Origin of the sequence: Lysobacter sp. GCM10012299 (genome assembly GCF_042649405.1) — a bacterium.
GTDB lineage: Bacteria > Pseudomonadota > Gammaproteobacteria > Xanthomonadales > Xanthomonadaceae > Lysobacter_J.
The window spans coordinates 578,148-596,660 of sequence record NZ_JBHRZC010000001.1; the positions used below are offsets into that span (position 1 = coordinate 578,148).

The window sequence follows — 18,513 nt, forward strand, 5'->3', positions numbered from 1 at the left end:
GGCCTGGCGATCTGCCGAAGCATATATCGCCAGGCGGCTCCTGCGGGGGAGGGGCGTCAGACTTCCAGCGTCGCCAGGTCGCCCTTGGTTTCCAGCCACTGCTTGCGGTCGCCGGCGCGCTTCTTGGCCAGCAGCATGTCCATCAGCGAGTGCGTCTGCACGTCGTCGTCGACGGTCAGTTGCACCAGGCGGCGGGTGTCGGGGTGGATGGTCGACTCGCGCAGCTGCGACGGGTTCATCTCACCCAGGCCCTTGAAGCGGGTGGTGTTGACCTGGCCGCTGAAGCCCTTCTTGCGGTCGCCCTTCTCGCGCTCGATCTTCTCCAGCAGGATCCGCTTCTCTTCTTCATCGAGCGCGTAGAACACCTGCTTGCCCACGTCGACACGGAACAGCGGCGGCATCGCCACGAACACGTGGCCGGCCGAGACCAGCGACGGGAAGTGCTTGAGGAACAGCGCCGTCAACAGGGTGGCGATGTGCAGGCCGTCGGAGTCGGCGTCGGCGAGGATGATGACCTTGCCGTAGCGCAGGCCCGACAGGTCGTCCTTGCCCGGGTCGCAACCGATCGCGACGGCCAGGTCGTGTACTTCCTGCGAGGCCAGCACACTGCCGGAAGCCACTTCCCAGGTGTTGAGGATCTTGCCGCGCAGCGGCAGGATCGCCTGGAAGTCCTTGTCACGGGCCTGGCGCGCGCTGCCGCCGGCCGAGTCGCCTTCCACCAGAAAGAGTTCTGTGCGCGACAGGTCCTGGCTGCTGCAGTCGGCCAGCTTGCCGGGCAGGGCGGGGCCTTGGGTGATCTTCTTGCGGACGACCTGCTTCTCGGTCTTCAGTCGTGCGCTGGCGCGCTCGATCGCCAGCTGGGCGATCCGCTCGCCCATCTCGGTGTGCTGGTTGAGCCACAGCGAAAATGCATCGTGCGCGGCGCCTTCCACGAAGCCAGCGGCCTGGCGCGACGATAGCCGCTCCTTGGTCTGGCCGCTGAACTGCGGGTCGGTCATCTTGATGCTGAGCACGAAGGCGACACGATCCCAGACGTCTTCCGGCGCCAGCTTGACGCCACGCGGCAGCAGGTTGCGGAAGTCGCAGAACTCGCGCAGCGCATCGGTGAAGCCGGTGCGCAGGCCGTTGACGTGCGTGCCGTGCTGCGCGGTCGGGATCAGGTTGACGTAGCTCTCCTGCACCAGCTCGCCTTCCGGGACCCACGCCACCGCCCAGTCGGCAGTCTCGGTGTCCTTGGAAAGCTTGCCGACGAACAGGTCCGGCGGCAGCAGCTCGCGGTCACTCAGCTCGCCGCGCAGGTAATCACGCAGGCCATCTTCGTAGTACCACTCGTTGCGTTCGTCGCTGGCCTCGTCATGCAGGCGCACCGTCAGGCCCGGGCACAGCACGGCCTTGGCGCGCAGCAGGTGGCGCAGCGAGCGCAGGTTGAACTTGGGCGTGTCGAAGTACTTAGGGTCGGGCCAGAAGTGCACGCGCGTGCCGGTGTTCTTCTTGCCGACGGTGCCGATGACTTCCAGCGGCGTGGCGCGGTCGCCATCCTTGAAGGTCATGCGGTACTCGTTGCCGTCGCGCTTGATGCGCACGTCGACCAGCGTCGACAGGGCATTGACCACGCTGACGCCGACGCCGTGGAGGCCGCCGGAGAAGGTGTAGTTCTTGTTGCTGAACTTGCCGCCGGCGTGCAGGCGCGTGAGGATCAGTTCCACGCCCGGGATCTTCTCCTCGGGGTGGATGTCCACCGGCATGCCGCGGCCGTCGTCGCCGACCGAGCAGCTGCCGTCGCTGTGCAGCGTGACGTCGATGAAACGGGCGTGGCCGGCCAGCGCCTCGTCTACCGCGTTGTCGATGACCTCCTGCGCCAGATGGTTCGGGCGCGTGGTGTCGGTATACATGCCGGGGCGGCGCTTGACGGGGTCAAGGCCGGAGAGGACTTCGATGTCTGCGGCGTTGTAGCGGCTGCTCATTCTCAGTGCGTCGGAAGTGGGGGCTTATTCCGACAGCGCTTCAAGCGGGCTGCCGGTGTACGGGTTGAAGCGGTAGCTGCCGGGGAATTCCTGGCCGGTGAGCGGATCGTGCTGCGGGGTCAGCAGGCTGCCCAGCGGGGTGGTGAAATCGTACCGCGCCTGGCCCAGCTTCACCGTCACCGTGCCAGTGGCCAGCGGATCGGCCAGGGCCTTGCCGTCCTTGCCCTTGCCCGGGAACACGAAGAAATGGAGGTTGGTGCCCAGCTGGCCGATCATGCTCCCCAGGATCGGTTTGAGCACGCCGAATATCATCGTCACCTTCGGATCGAGCTTCTCCGGGGCGATCGGCTGGTAATCCTTGCCGTCGGCACCGCGCAGGAGGAGCGACTCGCGCAGCTGGTCCTCGTTCATGAAACTGTCGATGCCCAGCTTGCCGACTTTTCCGTTCACCGCTGCGATCACGGTGTACTGGCGGAACAGCGCCGCGATTTCCTTCATCGCCTCGCCATCCCCGTCCTTGCTGCGTGACGACGATGCCAGCCAGAACTGCGCCGGCAGCCACCACACCAGGTCGACCGTCTCGTTGTTGGCACTGGTCTGCTGGGTGTCGCTGGTGAGCTTGTTGACCTGGATCTTTTCCGGCGGCAGCGGCTTGAGATCCCCGGCCGGGGCAGCGAAGGAGCAGGCGAGCAGGAGCGGCAAGGCAAGCAGACGAATCATGTGCACGACGGAGTTCCCCCTGTGGAACAGTCTGTTGAAGCGGCCGGTTGGCGGCCCCTTGTGGCGTGTTCGAGCGGCGAGGATGCCATGCCGCGGCACGCGGTCAAGCGCGCCGGCGCGGATCTGATTTGTCAACGCAACGTTCAGCGGTCAGCATGGCGCGCAAGGGTAGGGTGGCCGCAGGCTCCAGCCTGCAAGACGCATCGAGGAGACACCAATGAACATCCGCAAGCTTCTGCTTCCGACTGCCATCGCCGCCGCGCTGGCCCTGCCGTCCGCATTCGCGCAGGACACCCAGGCCGACGCCAAGGCCCGGGAACAGGCGGCGCAGGCCCAGAAGGCCAATGCCGACCAGTCGGGCAAGGCCAGCAAGGCCGACAAGGCCCAGTCGCAATCGGACGCCGACAAGGCGGGCAAGAAGGACAAGTCCAAGTCCCGCCCCGAGGTCGAGCCCGAGGAAGAGGACGACCGCTGAGCCGTTCGGCTCAAAAGGTCTGACCTGCAACGCCCCGGTTCGCCGGGGCGTTGCCGTTTCAGGGGGCGAGTGGTCCTTCGACTTCGGCGCTTTGCGCCTACGCTCAGGACGAACGGTGGCGCGGGGATTCCGTTCGTCCTGAGCGTAGGCCGCAGGCCGAAGTCGAAGGACCGCCTCCAGCGCGTCTGAACGGCCCTGCGGCGCCCGGACGGCTCGCCGGAAAGCGACTCAGCCTGTAGACTATGGCTTTCCAGCGGTAGCAAAACCATGACTCCCCTGATTTTCGTCACCGGCGGCGTGGTGTCCTCGCTTGGCAAGGGCATTGCGGCAGCCTCGCTGGCGGCCATCCTCGAAGCACGCGGCCTGCGCGTGACGATGATGAAGCTCGACCCCTACATCAACGTCGATCCGGGCACGATGAGCCCGTTCCAGCACGGCGAGGTGTACGTCACCGACGACGGCGCCGAGACCGACCTGGACCTGGGCCACTACGAGCGCTACCTGCGCAACCGGCTCAGTCGCAAGAATTCCATCACCACCGGTCGCATCTACGACAACGTGATCCGCAAGGAGCGCCGCGGCGACTACCTGGGCGGCACCGTGCAGGTGATCCCGCACATCACCGACGAGATCAAGCGCTGCATCATCGAGGCCACCGAAGGCTTCGACGTGGCCCTGGTCGAGGTGGGCGGCACGGTTGGCGACATCGAGTCGCTGCCGTTCCTCGAGGCCATCCGCCAGATCCGCAGCGAGCGCGGTTCGGAAGGCGCGTTGTTCATGCACCTGACCCTGGTGCCGTACATCGCCGCCGCCGGCGAGCTCAAGACCAAGCCGACCCAGCACTCGGTCAAGGAACTGCGTTCGATCGGCATCCAGCCCGACGTGCTGCTGTGCCGCAGCGAGCAGCCGCTGCCCGACAGCGAGCGCCGCAAGATCGCGCTGTTCACCAACGTCCCCGAGCGCGCCGTCATTTCGGCCGTCGACCTGGACAACATCTACAAGATGCCGCGCCGCTTCCACGAGGAAGGCCTGGACACGATCGTGCTCGACCGCCTGCGCATCAACGCCGGCCCGGCCGACCTGACCGAATGGGACGAAGTGGTCGATGCCAGCGAGCATCCGGTCGACGAAGTCCGCATCGCCGTGGTCGGCAAGTACATCGACCACCAGGACGCCTACAAGTCGCTCGCCGAGGCCCTCAAGCACGGCGGCCTGCGCCAGCGCACCAAGGTCAAGCTGAAGTGGCTGGAGTCGAGCGAGATCGAGGAGCAGGGCGTGGCCTCGTTGAAGGACGTCGACGGCATCCTCGTGCCGGGCGGCTTCGGCGACCGCGGTTTCGAAGGCAAGGTGCTCACCGCCAAGTTCGCGCGTGAGGCTGGCGTGCCGTACTTCGGCATCTGCTACGGCATGCAGGCGGCGGTGGTCGACGTTGCCCGCCACCTCGGCGGCCTCGATGGCGCCAACAGCACCGAGAACGACAAGGCCAGCCCGCATCCGGTCATCGGCCTGATCACCGAGTGGCGCACTGCCACCGGCGAGATCGAACGCCGCAGCGAGGACAGCGACCTGGGCGGCACCATGCGCCTGGGCCTGCAGGAGCAGCGCCTGAAGCCGGCGACGCTGGCGCGCGAGGTCTACGGCGCCGACGTGGTCGCCGAGCGTCATCGCCACCGCTACGAGTTCAACAACCGCTACCGCAGCCAGCTCGAGGATGCCGGCCTGGTGATCTCGGCCAAGTCGATGGACGACTTGCTGGTGGAAATGGTCGAACTGCCGCGCGACAAGCACCCGTGGTTCCTGGCCTGCCAGGCGCACCCGGAGTTCCTGTCGACGCCGCGCGACGGCCACCCGTTGTTCATCGGTTTCGTCCGCGCCGCGCGCGAGCACAAGGCGCAGGCCGGCGGCCGGCTGCTGAAGGAAGCCACTGCGTGACGGCTGCGGCCGCATTCGCCACGTCGTCCCGGCGCAAGCCGGGACCCACCTTGACGTTGTCTTTGGCCGTCGTTCGCAGGGATGGCGCCACCAGGAGTGATGCATGAAACTCTGCGGATTCGAAGCCGGTCTCGACCAGCCCTTCTTCCTGATCGCCGGCCCGTGCGTGATCGAGTCGATGCAGTTGCAGCTCGACGTCGCCGGCAAGCTCAAGGAGATTACTTCCGAGCTGGGCATCAACTTCATCTTCAAGTCTAGCTTCGACAAGGCCAACCGCACCTCTGGCACCAGCTTCCGCGGCCCCGGCCTGGAAGAGGGCCTGAAGGTGCTGGCCGAAGTGAAGAAGCAGATCGGCGTGCCGGTCCTGACCGACGTGCACGAGTACACGCCGATGAACGAGGTCGCCAGCGTCGTCGACGTGCTGCAGACCCCGGCGTTCCTCTGCCGCCAGACCGACTTCATCCAGAACGTGGCGCGCACCGGCCTGCCGGTGAACATCAAGAAGGGCCAGTTCCTCTCGCCGTGGGAGATGAAGCACGTCACCAACAAGGCCAAGGCCACCGGCAACGAGCTGATCATGGCCTGCGAGCGCGGCGCCAGCTTCGGCTACAACAACCTGGTCTCGGACATGCGCTCGCTGAGCGTGATGCGCGACACCGGCTGCCCGGTGGTGTTCGACGCGACCCACTCGGTGCAGCTGCCCGGCGGCGCCGACGGCAAGAGCGGCGGCCAGCGCGAGTTCGTGCCGGTGCTGGCGCGCGCGGCGATGGCGGTCGGCATTGCCGGCATCTTCATGGAAACCCATCCGGTGCCGGACGAGGCCCTGTCCGACGGCCCCAACGCCTGGCCGCTGCCGAAGATGCGCGCGCTGCTGGAGACGCTCAAGCAGCTCGACGAGATCACCAAGCGCAACGGATTCCTGGAATCCGACGCCTGACCATGCCGGGCGCAGCCGACCCTTGCGGCGTCTTCTGCGACCCCTGGCGAGCGCCGCGACCGCGCGGCGCCGGCCCAACTCGGCTATCGTCCCCGGCTGGCGCCTGTCCGGCCACCGTGCCCTTTGACCACACCCCTCTTTGACCACACCTTCGACGACATGACCACGACCATCGCCAAAGTCCACGCCCGCGAGATCCTCGACAGCCGCGGCAATCCCACGCTCGAAGCCGAGGTCACCCTGGCCGACGGCAGCTTCGGTCGCGCGATGGTGCCGTCCGGCGCCTCCACCGGCACCAAGGAAGCAGTCGAGCTGCGCGACGGCGACAAGACCCGTTACCTGGGCAAGGGCGTGCGCAAGGCGGTCGAGAACGTCAACGGTGCGATCGCCACCGCGCTGGCCGGTTTCGATGGCGCCGACCAGGCCGGCCTCGACCGCCGCCTGATCGACCTCGACGGCACCGAGAACAAGGGCCGCCTGGGCGCCAACGCGCTGCTCGGCGTGTCGATGGCCAATGCCCACGCCATGGCCGCCTCGAAGAAGCTGCCGCTGTGGAAGTACCTGGCCGGTGGCCGCGAGGCCGTGCTGCCGGTGCCGATGATGAACATCATCAATGGCGGTGCGCACGCCGACAACAACGTCGACCTGCAGGAATTCATGATCCTGCCGGTGGGCGTGGACAACTTCGCCGAAGCGCTGCGCGCCGGCACCGAGGTGTTCCATGCGCTCAAGTCGGTGCTCAAGGGCCGCGGCCTGAGCACGGCGGTGGGCGACGAGGGCGGTTTCGCACCCGACCTGCGCAGCAATGAGGAAGCGCTGGAAACCATCCTCGAAGCGATCGGCAAGGCCGGTTACAAGGCCGGCGAAGACATCCTGCTCGGCCTCGACGTCGCCTCCAGCGAGTTCTTCGAGAACGGCAAGTACAACCTCACCGGCGAAGGCAAGCGCCTGACCAGCGAGCAGTTCGTCGACTTCCTCGCCAACTGGGCCGCGCAGTACCCGATCATCACCATCGAAGACGGCATGGCCGAGAACGACTGGGCCGGCTGGAAGCTGCTGACCGAGCGCATCGGCAACAAGGTGCAGCTGGTCGGCGACGACCTGTTCGTGACCAACCCCAAGATCTTCCAGGAAGGCATCGACAAGGGCGTGGCCAACGCCATCCTGATCAAGGTCAACCAGATCGGCACGCTGACCGAGACCCTGGAAGCGATCGCGATGGCCGACGCCAACCGCTACGCCTCGATCGTCTCGCACCGTTCGGGCGAAACCGAGGACACCACCATCGCCGACATCTCGGTCGCCACCACCGCGACCCAGATCAAGACCGGCTCGCTGTGCCGCAGCGACCGCGTCGCCAAGTACAACCAGCTGCTGCGCATCGAAGAGCAGCTGGGTGCCGCGGCGAAGTACGCCGGCCGCGACGCCTTCATCTCGCTCAAGCGCTGAGCCGGGAGACCCGGCGCATGCGCGGCTTGCGACTGCTGCTGCTGGCACTGGCCGGGTTGCTGGTGTTCCTGCAGTACCGGCTGTGGGTGGGCGAGGGCGGCAGCCGCTCGGTCGCCCGCCTGCAGCAGCAGGTGCAGCAGCAGGCGCACGAGAACAAGGGCATGCAGCAGCGCAACGACGCCCTCGCCGCCGAAGTCGAGGACCTCAAGTCCGGCGAGGCGGCGGTCGAGGAGCGTGCGCGCAGCGAGCTGGGCATGATCAAGCCGGGCGAAACCTTCTACCGCGTGGTCGAGCCGGAAGGCGCGGCGCCGGCCCCGGCGCCGGACGAAAGCACCGAGCCCAAACCCGAGTGACCACGAGTGACCAAGTGATCTGGGCCGTGATTCCCGCAGCAGGTCGCGGCTCGCGCTTTGGTGGCGAGACGCCCAAGCAGTACCTCGAAATCGCCGGCCGTCCGTTGATCGCGCACGCGCTCGATGCGCTGCTCTCGCACCCGCGCGTTGCCGGTGCCATGGTCGCGTTGTCGAAGAACGACGCGCTCTGGCCCGGCTGGGCCAACCTGCACGGCAAGCCGGTGCTGCGCTGCGTCGGCGGCGGCGAGCGCGCCGATTCGGTGCTGGCGGCATTGCAGGCGCTCCCGGCCGACGTCGGCGACGACACGCTGGTGCTGGTGCACGATGCGGCACGGCCCAACCTGCGCAGTGAAGACCTCGATCGCCTGATCGCAGCGGCCAGTGCCCATGCCGACGGCGCCATCCTGGGCGCTCCGGTCCGCGACACGCTCAAGCGTGCCGACGCCGCGGCACATATCGCCGCGACCGAGCCACGCGAGCGGCTGTGGCGCGCGTTCACGCCGCAGGCGTTCCGTCGTGGCGCCCTGACGGCCGCGCTGGAACAGGCGCAGGCGGCGGGCATCGTGGTCACCGACGAGGCGATGGCGATGGAGCGCACCGGCGCCCACCCGGCGCTGGTCGAAGGACGCGAGGACAACCTCAAGGTGACGACGCCGGCCGACCTGGCATTGGCGAGCTACCTGATTTCCAACAGATGACTGACCCCATGAACATCCGCATCGGCCAGGGTTTCGACGTCCACGCCTTCGGCGAAGGCGACCACGTCATGCTCGGCGGCGTGCGCGTACCGCACGAGCGCGGCATCGTCGCCCACTCCGATGGCGACGTGGTCATCCACGCGCTGTGCGACGCGATGCTCGGCGCACTCGCGCTGGGCGACATCGGCCAGCACTTCCCGCCGAGCGATCCGCAATGGAAGGGCGCCGACAGTCGCGCGTTCCTGCGCCACTGCCAGGCATCGATCCAGGAGCGCGGCTGGCAACTCGGCAACGCCGACATCACCGTCATCTGCGAACGCCCCAAGGTCGGCCCGCATGCGGCGGCGATGCGGAAGCGCTTGGCAGCCGATCTTGGCCTGGCCGAGGACGCGGTGAGCATCAAGGCCACCACCACCGAGAAGCTTGGCTTCACCGGTCGCGGCGAAGGCATCGCGGCGATGGCGGTGTGCCTGCTGGTGCGCGCGTGAGCACGCAGGAGCCGGTGCTGCCGCGTGCGCACGGGCCTGCCGTGCTCAGCGCCAACATGCGCACTGCCCCCGAGGACTTCCTGGTCGAAGAGCTGCCGGGCTTCGAGCCCAGCGGCAGCGGCGAGCACCTGCTGCTGACCATCGAGAAGCGCGGCATGAACACCGCCTTCGCCGCGCGTCGCATCGCCGAATGGGCGGGCGTGGGCGAAGTGGCGATCGGCTATGCCGGCCTCAAGGACCGCAACGCCGTGACCCGGCAGCGCTTCAGCGTCCACCTGCCCAAGCGCGTCGCCCCGGACCTGGCGGCCCTGCAAACCAGCGCCGACAACGAGCACCTGCGCGTGCTTGAGCACACCTGGCATGCGCGCAAGCTGCCGCGCGGTGCGCTGGCCGGAAACCGTTTCGTCCTGGTCCTGCGCGAAGTGGCCGGTGAGCGCGAAGCGATCGAATCGCGCCTGCAGGCGATTGCCGCGCGCGGCGTGCCCAACTACTTCGGCGAGCAGCGCTTCGGCCGCGATGGCGACAACGTCGCCAATGCCATGGCGATGTTCGCCGGCCGGCGCGTGCGTCGCGAACAACGCACGTTGTTGCTGTCGGCGGCGCGCTCGGAGCTGTTCAATCGCGTGCTTGCCTCGCGCGTGCAGGCCGCCAGTTGGGACCAGGCGCTCAACGGCGAAGTCTGGCTGCTCGACGGCAGTCGCAGCGTGTTCGGGCCCGAGCCCTTCAGCGACGAACTCGCGCAGCGCCTGGTGGCGTTCGACATCCATCCCAGCGGCCCGCTGTGGGGCAAAGGCGAACTGCGCAGCCAGGACGAGGCCGCTTCACTGGAACTGGCGGCACTGTCCGGCGAAGACGCCACCGCGCTGCGCGCCGGCCTGGAAGCCGAAGGACTCAAGCAGGAGCGCCGCGCCCTGCGCCTGAAGCCGACCGAGCTGGCGTGGGACTGGCTCGATGGCGATGTACTCCAGTTGGCTTTCAGCCTTCCACCGGGTACCTACGCCACGGTCGTGCTGGCCGAGCTGGGTGACGTGCGCGCGCTGGGACGCAGCGGCTGAACGGGTAATTCCGACCGTTCGTCGGAAGGCATCTGCTGGCACTGGTGCGCCTCAAGCGCCGGCGTATAAGCCGAAATCGTACAAGGCGCGTTATGTCGCGTTGTGCCGTCGTACCCGTCGGGTAGGGCGATCACGTCATGGAGATGTCGTCATGAACGCATCGTTACGCATGGCCGTGTTGTTGGTGTCGGTCGTCGGCCTGTCGGCCTGCGCCGGCATGCAGAGCAAGACCGCTCAAGTGCCGGATCAGAAGGCGCCGTCGATCATGGACGACGACGAGGCCTACATCGCCTACGTCGAACGTGTTGCCCGCCGCCGCGGCATCGAGGTGGTCTGGGTCAATACGCCGCGCAAGACGGCCGAGCAGGTCGCCGAAGAAAGCGGTCAGCCGAAGTAGCACCACTGCCTGGCGTCCCGCTGGCCGGCTCAGGATGAGCGCAGGCGACGGGGCGCGAGCAGTACCAGCACCGCTCCGGTGCCGCCCTGCGTGGGCGGCGCGGAGTGGAATGCGAGGACGTCCGCGCGCTGCCTGAGCATGCGGTCGACCAGGTTCTTCAGCACCGGCATGCCGCTGCTCGCGATCGAGGCGGCGCCGTGCAACCCCTTGCCATGGATCACCCGCACGCAGCCGACGCCGTGCTGGCGGGCATCGTGCAGGAATGCCCGCAGCAGTTGCTCGGCCTCGCGCGTGTCGGCGCCATGCAGGTCCAGTTCCTCCTGTATCGAGATCTCGCCGCGCTTGAGCTTCTGCAGCAGGCGCGGTGAGACTTCGTCGCGGCGGTAGGCGAGGGCGTCGCCGGCGTCGAGCAGGCTTTCATCGAGGGCGTGGCGGAACTGCTCGCGCGCCTGCGCCTCGTCGCGCTCGGCCATGCGGGCACGTGGGCGCGGCTTGGGCGCCGACGGTGGCGGCGCGGTGTCGCGCAGCCGCCGCACCGGACCGATCGCGGCGCGGAACAGCTCGGCGTCGTCGTCGTCGTGCTCTTCAGACATGGCTCAAGTCTAGGCGAAAACCCTTGCCCGCCAGATGCCGGCCAGATGCGGCCAGGTGCGGCGGCTTCCGTTCGCGCCGGAGCGGCAGGGATGAGGGCGGGCAATCCCCATCGGCTATCATGGGTGCCGAACGGTCCTGCGAGCGCATTCACTCGCGGGCCGGCAACGTCACAAGCCCACGTTCCAAGGTTCGATCAAGGGAGTTCATGCGAGTTCTGGTCAGCAACGACGACGGCGTCGACGCCCCCGGTATCCGCGTCCTCGCCGAAGGCCTGCGCGCCGCCGGCCATGAGGTGCTGGTGGTCGCCCCCGACCGGGACCGCTCCGGCGCCAGCAATTCGCTCACCCTGGATGCGCCCGTGCGCGTCCAGCGGCTCGACGAATCGACCTGGCGCGTCTACGGCACCCCCACCGACTGCGTGCATGTCGCCATCACCGGCATGCTCGAGGTCGAGCCCGACATCGTCGTGTCGGGCATCAACAACACCGCCAACCTCGGCGACGACGTGATCTATTCCGGCACCGTCGCCGCGGCCATGGAAGGGCGCTTCCTCGGCCTGCCTGCGGTGGCGATGTCGCTGCAGACCGTCGACCACACCGGCCGCCATTACGAGACCGCCGCGCGTGCTGCGGTGGAGATCATCGCCCGCCTGCGCGTCGATCCGCTGCCGGCCGACACCATCCTCAACGTCAACGTGCCAGACCTGCCGTGGGACGAGGTCCGTGGCTTCGAAGTCACCCGCCTGGGCAACCGCCACCGCGCCGAGGCCTGCATCCCGCAGCACGATCCGCGCGGCCGCGAGTGGTGGTGGATAGGGGCTGCCGGCCAGGAACAGGACGCCGGCCCCGGCACCGACTTCCACGCGCTGCGCACCGGCAACATCTCGATCACCCCGATCCATGTCGACCTGACGCGTTACCAGGCGCTGGACCAGGTGGCGAGCTGGGTCGATGGGCTGGCCGTGTCGCTCGACCGTGGTGCCGTTCGCCAACGCACGGAGCACAGCGCATGACGCTACGCATGCGCCTGCAACCCGAAGCAATCGGCTCGGGCATGACCTCGCAGCGGGTCCGCGACCGCCTGGTCGAGCGCCTGCGCGAAAACGGCATCCGCGACGAACGCGTGCTCAACGCGATCCGCACCGTGCCGCGCCACCTGTTCGTCGACGAGGCGCTGGCCACGCGCGCCTACGAGGACACGGCACTGCCGATCGGCCACGGCCAGACCATCTCGCAGCCGTGGGTGGTGGCGAAGATGACCGAGGCCGTGCTCGAGGCCGAGCCGAAGAAGGTGCTGGAGATCGGCACCGGCTCGGGCTACCAGGCGGCGGTGCTCGCCGCGCTGGGCCTGGAAGTGCACACGGTGGAGCGCATCGGCGAGCTGCTGCGCACCGCGCGCAAGCGCTTCCGCCAGCTCGGCATGAACATCCGCAGCAAGCACGATGACGGCCGCATCGGCTGGCCAGAGAATGGCCCGTTCGATTCGATCATCGTCACCGCGGCGGCGCCGGCACTGGTCGAATCGTTGACCGCGCAGCTGGCCCCGGGCGGCACGCTGATCGCGCCGGTCGGCGGCGCATCGTCGCAATCGCTGCTGAAGCTGCACAAGGACGCCGATGGCGCCGTCACCCAACACACGCTGGCTCCGGTCGTATTCGTGCCGCTGCTGTCAGGGATGATCGATTGAACACCCCGGAAACCCATTCTGCAGTGACGCACCGGAAGGACTGGCGTTGAAGATATTTGGACCGCTTTACGAGCGCACCATCTCCTGGGCGCGCCATCGCCACGCGCCCGCCTTGCTGACCGGCCTGAGCTTCGCCGAGGCCGTGGTGTTCCCCGTTCCGCCGGAAGTGATGCTGGCGCCGATGTGCCTGGCCGATCGGCGACGCGCGTTCTGGTTCGCCACGCTGAGCCTGGCCGGCTCGATGGTGGGCGCGCTGTTGGGTTACGCGCTGGGGCACTTCGCCTACGAACTGGTCAAGCCGCTGCTGACGTCGTTGGGCTGGATCGACCGCATCGATGCGCAGGTGACGCAGCTGCGCGAGATCGCCGCGAACTCGCCGTGGAAGGCGTTCTGGCTGCTGGTTCTGGCCGGGTTCACACCGATTCCGCTGAAGATATTCACCTGGGCGTCGGGCATCGTCGGTGTGCCGGTCTTGCCGTTCATGGCCAGCATGTTCATTGGCCGCGGCAAGCGGGTGTACCTGATCGCGCTGGCGATCCGCCTGGGTGGCGAGCGCGCGGAAGCTGCGCTGCGCCGTTACATCGAACCGATCGGCTGGGCCGCGTCGGTCCTGCTGTTGGCAGCGTTGGCATGGCTGGTATGGAAGGCACAGTTCACAGGATGAGCGCACGCACGACACGAGCACGAATGCCCGCCGCTCCGCGCCAGTTGCTGGCAGCGGCGCTGGTCGTGGCCGCACTGGCCGGCTGCGCCAGCACCAAGGTGACCCGCACGCCAGGCGGTGGCACGACCACGGTCAAGCCGTCGGTGCCCCGGTACGGCAAGACCGTCGTGGTACAGCAGGGCGACACGATGTACCGCGTGGCTTCCAGCAATGGCATCCGCGCGGTCGACCTGGCCGCGTGGAACGGCATCCCCGCGCCTTACACGATCTACCCCGGCCAACGCCTGCGTCTTTATCCGCCAGGCAGTTCGGGCAGTTCCGGCAGCAGCTCGGGAAGCACGGCCGCGACGCGACCGGTACCGGCGACGAAGCCCCCTGCGGGCACTTCGCGCCCGCCGACCACCACCGCACCGCCCAGCCCGCCGCAAGCGGCGCCGGTGGCCAGCGGTTTCAACTGGCGCTGGCCGGCCGATGGCGAGTTGATCGGCCGCTACGTCGCCGGTGAGCCGACCAAGCAGGGCATCGATATCGCCGGCAGCAGTGGCGCGCCGGTGCGCGCGGCCGCCGACGGCGTGGTGGTGTATTCGGGTTCGGGCCTGGTCGGGTACGGCGAGCTGATCATCATCAAGCACAACGAGCAGTGGCTGTCGGCCTATGGCCACAACCGCAATCGCCTGGTCAACGAGGGCCAGCTGGTGAAGGCGGGCCAGCAGATCGCCGAGATGGGCCGCAGCGGCGCGCCGCGCGAGATGCTGCACTTCGAGGTGCGCTACAACGGCAAGCCGGTCGACCCGCTGCTATACCTGCCGAAGAAGTAAGCGTCCCGTCGTCCCGGCGAACGCCGGGACCCATTTTGACTTTGCCTTTGCCTTTGTTCTTGCGAGGCAACGTCAAAAGCTTCCGCCACTGAAGCGGCGGGTCACTTTTTCTTTGCTGGCCCAAAGAAAAAGTAACCAAAAAGAAATGGCCTCCTCGACAAACCAGTCCTGCGACCGGAGTGGCAGAGGGGATTTTTCTAAGGGACATCCCTGTCCCTTAGAAAAACGCCGCACGTCCTGTGCGGCGCCCTCCGGGTCTGCGGTTGCTGCTGGCGGCGAGGGGCACCTCGAAGGCGCAGGGCCAAACCAAAGCCAACGTCCCTGGATCCCCGCCTTCGCGGGGATGACGGTGAGGTATACCCGTCATTCCCGCGCAGGCGGGAACCCAGTGTCGTTGCACTTGCCCTCTGCCTGCCGAAGACCGCGCAACGAATCGCCAGAGCGTTGGCCGCAGGGGCGGGGAGTGCGGAGCAGCGGGACATGGATGTCCCGCGTCCCGCGTAAAGACAGGATGTCGTCCGCGGGACGGAGCACTCCCCGTCCCTGCGGACGACGCCGCTCCGAAGGCAGAAGCCTGCGGCCAACAGCAACGTCAAGATGGATCCCGGCATTCGCCGGGATGACGGGTGGGCTGTCAGGGCGCCTGGCCGAACACGAAGGCCGCGACCACGCGGCGGCCTTCGCCCGACAGCACGTTGAACGTGCGCGCGGCGGCGGCATTGGTCATGGTTTCCAGGCCGACGCCGCGGCCCAGGCAGGCGGCCATGACGGCTGCAGTCGGGAACACCTGGGTCGCACCGCTGCCGAGCAGGATCACTTCCGGCTCCAGCGCCAGTACCGGTTCAAGGTCCTGCGGCGTGATCGCCTTGACCTCGCGCACCGGCCAGTCTTCGATCAACTGGTCCGGCGACAGGACGAAACTGGCGTACAGGCGTCGATCGTTGACCAGCGCAGACGTACCGTCGGCAGCACGCAGGTAAAACGCCTGGTCGGGATGTTCGAGGTTGAGCTGCATCGACGACTCGAGTGCCGTGAATCAGGGCGGTGTCAGGCCCGCGGCAGCACGATCTGGCGACGGTCCTGGCTGGGCTTGTACAGGATCGCGGTATGGCCGATGCGCTGCACCAGCGCGGCTTCGGTGCGCAGGGCGATGTCGTCGATCATGGCGTCGCGGGCCTCGCGGTCCTCGGCGGCGACCTTGATCTTGATCAGCTCATGGTGTTCCAGGGCCAGGGCGACTTCGGCGATGAGCGACGCGGTCACGCCCTTGCCGCCAACCTGCAGCATGGCCTTCAGATCATGGGCCTGGCCGCGCAGGAAACGGGTCTGGGTGGCGGTCAGGACGGTCTGCATTGGGGCACGGGAAGCTTGGGGGTGGGTTGCGCAGGGTATCATGACCACTCCCACGGGCCCCACGGCCCAATCACGCCGGCCCCCACGCCCCATGGCGACTCGCAGCAAATCCAGCCAGCGCTGGCTCAAGGAACACTTTTCCGACCCCTTCGTTAAGAAGGCCAAGGCGGAAGGGCTGCGTTCGCGCGCTGCCTACAAGCTCGAGGAGCTGGTCGAGCGTGACCGGCTGCTGAAGCCCGGAATGGTCGTGGTCGACCTCGGCGCCGCCCCCGGCGGCTGGTCGCAGTGGCTGCGCGGCGAGCTCGACCGCATGGATCCGGCCCGGCCGGGCCGGGTGATCGCCCTGGACATCCTCGAAATGCCCTCGCTGGCCGGGGTCGAGTTCCTTCATGGCGATTTCAGGGAGGATGAGGTCCTATCGCAGCTGGTGGCCTCCCTGGACGGCCAGCGCGTGGACCTTGTCCTGTCGGATATGGCCCCCAATAAGAGCGGTGTGGATGCGGTCGACATGCCGCGGGCGATGTACCTGTCCGAACTGGCGATGGATTTCGCCGACCAGCACCTGCGTACCGGCGGCAACTTCCTGATCAAGCTGTTCCAGGGGGTGGGCTTCGACGAGTACGTGAAGGAGCTGCGGCGACGCTACGACAAGGTCGTCATCCGCAAGCCGGAGGCGTCGCGCAAGCGGTCGCCCGAGGTGTACGCGCTGGCACAGGGCAAGCGCGCGGTTATGAAGTAATGTGCGACAACCCCGAGATGTACAGGCGCCCAGGCGCCGCCCCCGCTGCAACAACGCCATGAGGGCGACAGGTAGGAATTGATGAACGACTTGGCCAAGAATCTGCTGCTCTGGGTAATCGTCGCCGTCGTATTGATGGTGGTGTTCCAGGCGTTCGGACCGCGCGCGGCAGGCAGCGAAACGCTGGCCTACGACCAGTTCGTCCAGCAGGTGCAGCAGGACCGGGTAAAGGAGGTCAAGATCGGCGACGATCGGACCACCATCAACGGTGAGCGCAAGGACGGCAGCAAGTTCGTCACCTACAGCCCCGGCGACGAATACCTCATCAACGACCTGATCTCGCACAAGGTCGCCATCGACCAGGCGCCGCCGCAGAGCGGGCCGTCGCTGCTCTACATCATCATCAACGTCCTGCCCTGGCTGCTGTTCATCGGCATCTGGGTGTACTTCATGCGGCAGATGCAGCAGGGCGGCAGCAAGGGCGCGATGAGCTTCGGTCGATCGCGGGCCAAGCTGCAGGGCGAGGACCAGGTCAAGGTGACCCTGGCCGACGTTGCCGGCTGCGACGAAGCCAAGGAAGAAGTCGGCGAGCTCGTCGAGTTCCTGCGCGACCCGTCCAAGTTCCAGAAGCTGGGCGGCAAGATCCCGCGCGGCGTGCTGATGGTCGGCCCGCCGGGCACCGGCAAGACCCTGCTCGCCCGCGCCATCGCCGGCGAAGCCAAGGTGCCGTTCTTCAGCATTTCCGGTTCCGACTTCGTCGAGATGTTCGTCGGCGTCGGTGCCAGCCGCGTGCGCGACATGTTCGAGCAGGCCAAGAAGCACGCGCCGTGCATCATCTTCATCGACGAAATCGACGCCGTCGGCCGCCATCGCGGCGCCGGTCTCGGCGGTGGTCATGACGAGCGCGAGCAGACCCTCAACCAGTTGCTGGTCGAGATGGACGGCTTCGAGGGTGGCGAGGGCGTGATCGTCATCGCCGCGACCAACCGTCCCGACGTGCTCGACCCGGCGCTGCTGCGTCCGGGCCGTTTCGACCGCCAGGTCGTGGTCGGCCTGCCGGACGTGAAGGGCCGCGAGCAGATCCTGCGCGTGCACATGCGCAAGCTGCCGCTGCACGACGACGTCGAGCCGATGACCATCGCCCGTGGCACCCCGGGTTTCTCCGGCGCCGACCTGGCCAACCTCTGCAACGAGGCGGCCCTGTTCGCGGCGCGCGAGAATGCCAAGGACGTGCGCATGGAGCACTTCGACAAGGCGCGCGACAAGATCCTGATGGGCGCCGAGCGCCGCTCGATGGCGATGAGCGAGGACGAGAAGAAGCTCACCGCCTACCACGAGGCCGGCCACGCGATCGTCGGTCGCATGGTTCCCGAGCACGACCCGGTCTACAAGGTCACGATCATTCCGCGCGGCCGCGCGCTGGGCGTGACCATGTACCTGCCCGAGGGCGACAAGTACAGCTACAACCGCACCGCGATCGAGTCGCAGTTGTGCTCGCTGTACGGCGGCCGCGTCGCCGAGGAACTGATCTTCGGTGTCGACAAGGTCACCACCGGCGCCTCCAACGACATCGAGCGCGCGACCAAGATGGCGCGCAACATGGTCACCAAGTGGGGCCTGTCCGAGCTGGGTCCGATCACCTTCGGCGAGGAAGAGGATGAGGTGTTCCTGGGCCGCTCGGTGACGCAGCACAAGAACGTCTCCAACGAGACCGCGCGCAAGATCGACGAAGTCGTCCGCGACATCCTCGACCGCGCCTACGCCCGCACCACCGAGATCCTCAAGGGCAACCTCGACAAGCTGCACGCGATGTCCGATGCGCTGCTGCTGTACGAGACCATCGACGCGCACCAGATCGACGACATCATGGCCGGCCGCGTGCCGGGCCCGCCGGCGGACTGGTCGAAGTCGGGCAAGACCTCGAAGGACGACGGCGAGCGTCCGGGCACGATCGGCGGGCCTGCGGCGCAGACCTGACCGGATCGGATGACGACGCAATGAGCGGGGCCGGGTGAAATCCCGGCCCTTTTTCTTTGGGCGGTCCTTCGACTTCGCGCCTGCGGCGCTACGCTCAGGACGAATGGTGAGTGAGTGATCCCGTTCGTCCTGAGCGTAGCGCAGCGAAGTCGAAGGACCCGCCCGCAGCCGGAGGTTCCGCCCGCACCGCCCCCGGGCTACCCTGCGCAAGCAC

The 18,513-nt window shown here is 67.5% G+C and carries 20 protein-coding genes; 15 read left to right on the forward strand and 5 right to left on the reverse strand.

What is annotated here, in order from left to right; all coding sequences use genetic code 11:
* Positions 1-56 precede the first annotated feature (56 nt).
* Complete coding sequence (gene parE, locus ACFOPO_RS02915; protein WP_386700667.1) at positions 57-1,964, reverse strand: DNA topoisomerase IV subunit B; 1,908 nt, start codon at positions 1,962-1,964, stop codon at positions 57-59.
* 24 nt (positions 1,965-1,988) lie between these two features.
* Positions 1,989-2,684 carry a hypothetical protein gene (locus ACFOPO_RS02920; protein WP_386700669.1) on the reverse strand — a complete coding sequence of 232 codons (696 nt, stop codon included), beginning with the start codon at positions 2,682-2,684 and terminating at the stop codon, positions 1,989-1,991.
* 217 nt (positions 2,685-2,901) lie between these two features.
* Between ACFOPO_RS02920 and ACFOPO_RS02925 the strand changes: the two genes are divergently transcribed.
* From ACFOPO_RS02925 to ACFOPO_RS02965, 9 genes are all read left to right on the forward strand, one after another.
* Entirely contained in the window at positions 2,902-3,159 is a 258-nt protein-coding gene (locus ACFOPO_RS02925) for a hypothetical protein (RefSeq protein ID WP_386700671.1), read from the forward strand.
* A 267-nt stretch (positions 3,160-3,426) separates the two neighbouring features.
* Entirely contained in the window at positions 3,427-5,091 is a 1,665-nt protein-coding gene (locus ACFOPO_RS02930; protein WP_386700673.1) for a CTP synthase, read from the forward strand.
* Between the two features lie 103 nt (positions 5,092-5,194).
* Positions 5,195-6,028 carry a 3-deoxy-8-phosphooctulonate synthase gene (kdsA, locus tag ACFOPO_RS02935; protein ID WP_241918813.1) on the forward strand — a complete coding sequence of 278 codons (834 nt, stop codon included), beginning with the start codon at positions 5,195-5,197 and terminating at the stop codon, positions 6,026-6,028.
* Between the two features lie 159 nt (positions 6,029-6,187).
* A complete protein-coding gene (gene eno, locus ACFOPO_RS02940; RefSeq protein ID WP_200609422.1) occupies positions 6,188-7,477 on the forward strand; it encodes a phosphopyruvate hydratase in 1,290 nt (429 codons plus the stop codon).
* Between the two features lie 17 nt (positions 7,478-7,494).
* Positions 7,495-7,830: a cell division protein FtsB gene (ftsB, locus tag ACFOPO_RS02945; protein WP_386700676.1), complete on the forward strand. Its 336-nt coding sequence runs from the start codon at positions 7,495-7,497 to the stop codon at positions 7,828-7,830.
* A gap of 14 nt (positions 7,831-7,844) precedes the next feature.
* Positions 7,845-8,528, forward strand: coding sequence for a 2-C-methyl-D-erythritol 4-phosphate cytidylyltransferase (ispD, locus tag ACFOPO_RS02950; RefSeq protein ID WP_386700678.1), 684 nt, complete (start codon positions 7,845-7,847; stop codon positions 8,526-8,528).
* On the forward strand, positions 8,525-9,016 hold the full coding sequence (ispF, locus tag ACFOPO_RS02955) for a 2-C-methyl-D-erythritol 2,4-cyclodiphosphate synthase (protein WP_386700680.1): 492 nt from the start codon (positions 8,525-8,527) through the stop codon (positions 9,014-9,016). Before ispD ends, ispF begins: the two co-directional genes overlap by 4 nt.
* On the forward strand, positions 9,013-10,071 hold the full coding sequence (truD, locus tag ACFOPO_RS02960; RefSeq protein WP_386700682.1) for a tRNA pseudouridine(13) synthase TruD: 1,059 nt from the start codon (positions 9,013-9,015) through the stop codon (positions 10,069-10,071). Before ispF ends, truD begins: the two co-directional genes overlap by 4 nt.
* 151 nt (positions 10,072-10,222) lie before the next feature.
* Positions 10,223-10,468 (forward strand): hypothetical protein, encoded by a 246-nt coding sequence (locus ACFOPO_RS02965; protein ID WP_386700684.1) that lies wholly within the window; start codon positions 10,223-10,225, stop codon positions 10,466-10,468.
* Positions 10,469-10,497: 29 nt separating this feature from the next.
* Here the strand turns inward: ACFOPO_RS02965 and ACFOPO_RS02970 are convergent, their stop codons facing one another.
* Positions 10,498-11,061 (reverse strand): Smr/MutS family protein, encoded by a 564-nt coding sequence (locus ACFOPO_RS02970; RefSeq protein WP_386700686.1) that lies wholly within the window; start codon positions 11,059-11,061, stop codon positions 10,498-10,500.
* A gap of 206 nt (positions 11,062-11,267) precedes the next feature.
* Between ACFOPO_RS02970 and surE the strand changes: the two genes are divergently transcribed.
* Genes surE through ACFOPO_RS02990 form a run of 4 tightly spaced genes read left to right on the forward strand, consistent with a single transcriptional unit; the run spans position 11,268 to position 14,230 of the window.
* The gene (surE, locus tag ACFOPO_RS02975; protein WP_386700688.1) at positions 11,268-12,074 is read left to right on the forward strand and encodes a 5'/3'-nucleotidase SurE; all 807 of its coding nucleotides are present in this window, start codon (positions 11,268-11,270) and stop codon (positions 12,072-12,074) included.
* Positions 12,071-12,748, forward strand: a complete 678-nt coding sequence (locus tag ACFOPO_RS02980; RefSeq protein WP_386700690.1) for a protein-L-isoaspartate(D-aspartate) O-methyltransferase — start codon at positions 12,071-12,073, stop codon at positions 12,746-12,748. The genes surE and ACFOPO_RS02980 overlap by 4 nt, the downstream gene beginning before the upstream one ends.
* A gap of 46 nt (positions 12,749-12,794) precedes the next feature.
* Positions 12,795-13,412: a YqaA family protein gene (locus tag ACFOPO_RS02985; RefSeq protein ID WP_386700692.1), complete on the forward strand. Its 618-nt coding sequence runs from the start codon at positions 12,795-12,797 to the stop codon at positions 13,410-13,412.
* Positions 13,409-14,230: a peptidoglycan DD-metalloendopeptidase family protein gene (locus tag ACFOPO_RS02990; RefSeq protein ID WP_386700694.1), complete on the forward strand. Its 822-nt coding sequence runs from the start codon at positions 13,409-13,411 to the stop codon at positions 14,228-14,230. Before ACFOPO_RS02985 ends, ACFOPO_RS02990 begins: the two co-directional genes overlap by 4 nt.
* Before the next feature lie 634 nt (positions 14,231-14,864).
* On the opposite strand, the gene ACFOPO_RS02995 is transcribed toward ACFOPO_RS02990, so the two are convergent.
* Together ACFOPO_RS02995 and yhbY are read right to left on the reverse strand one after the other, a co-directional pair.
* On the reverse strand, positions 14,865-15,245 hold the full coding sequence (locus ACFOPO_RS02995; RefSeq protein ID WP_386700696.1) for an Mth938-like domain-containing protein: 381 nt from the start codon (positions 15,243-15,245) through the stop codon (positions 14,865-14,867).
* Between the two features lie 32 nt (positions 15,246-15,277).
* Complete coding sequence (gene yhbY, locus ACFOPO_RS03000) at positions 15,278-15,583, reverse strand: ribosome assembly RNA-binding protein YhbY (protein WP_386700698.1); 306 nt, start codon at positions 15,581-15,583, stop codon at positions 15,278-15,280.
* Positions 15,584-15,674: 91 nt separating this feature from the next.
* Here yhbY and rlmE point away from each other — a divergent pair, with 91 nt between their 5' ends.
* Positions 15,675-16,322 (forward strand): 23S rRNA (uridine(2552)-2'-O)-methyltransferase RlmE, encoded by a 648-nt coding sequence (rlmE, locus tag ACFOPO_RS03005; protein WP_386700700.1) that lies wholly within the window; start codon positions 15,675-15,677, stop codon positions 16,320-16,322.
* Positions 16,323-16,403: 81 nt separating this feature from the next.
* On the forward strand, positions 16,404-18,299 hold the full coding sequence (gene ftsH, locus ACFOPO_RS03010; protein WP_386700702.1) for an ATP-dependent zinc metalloprotease FtsH: 1,896 nt from the start codon (positions 16,404-16,406) through the stop codon (positions 18,297-18,299).
* Positions 18,300-18,513: the final 214 nt, after the last annotated feature.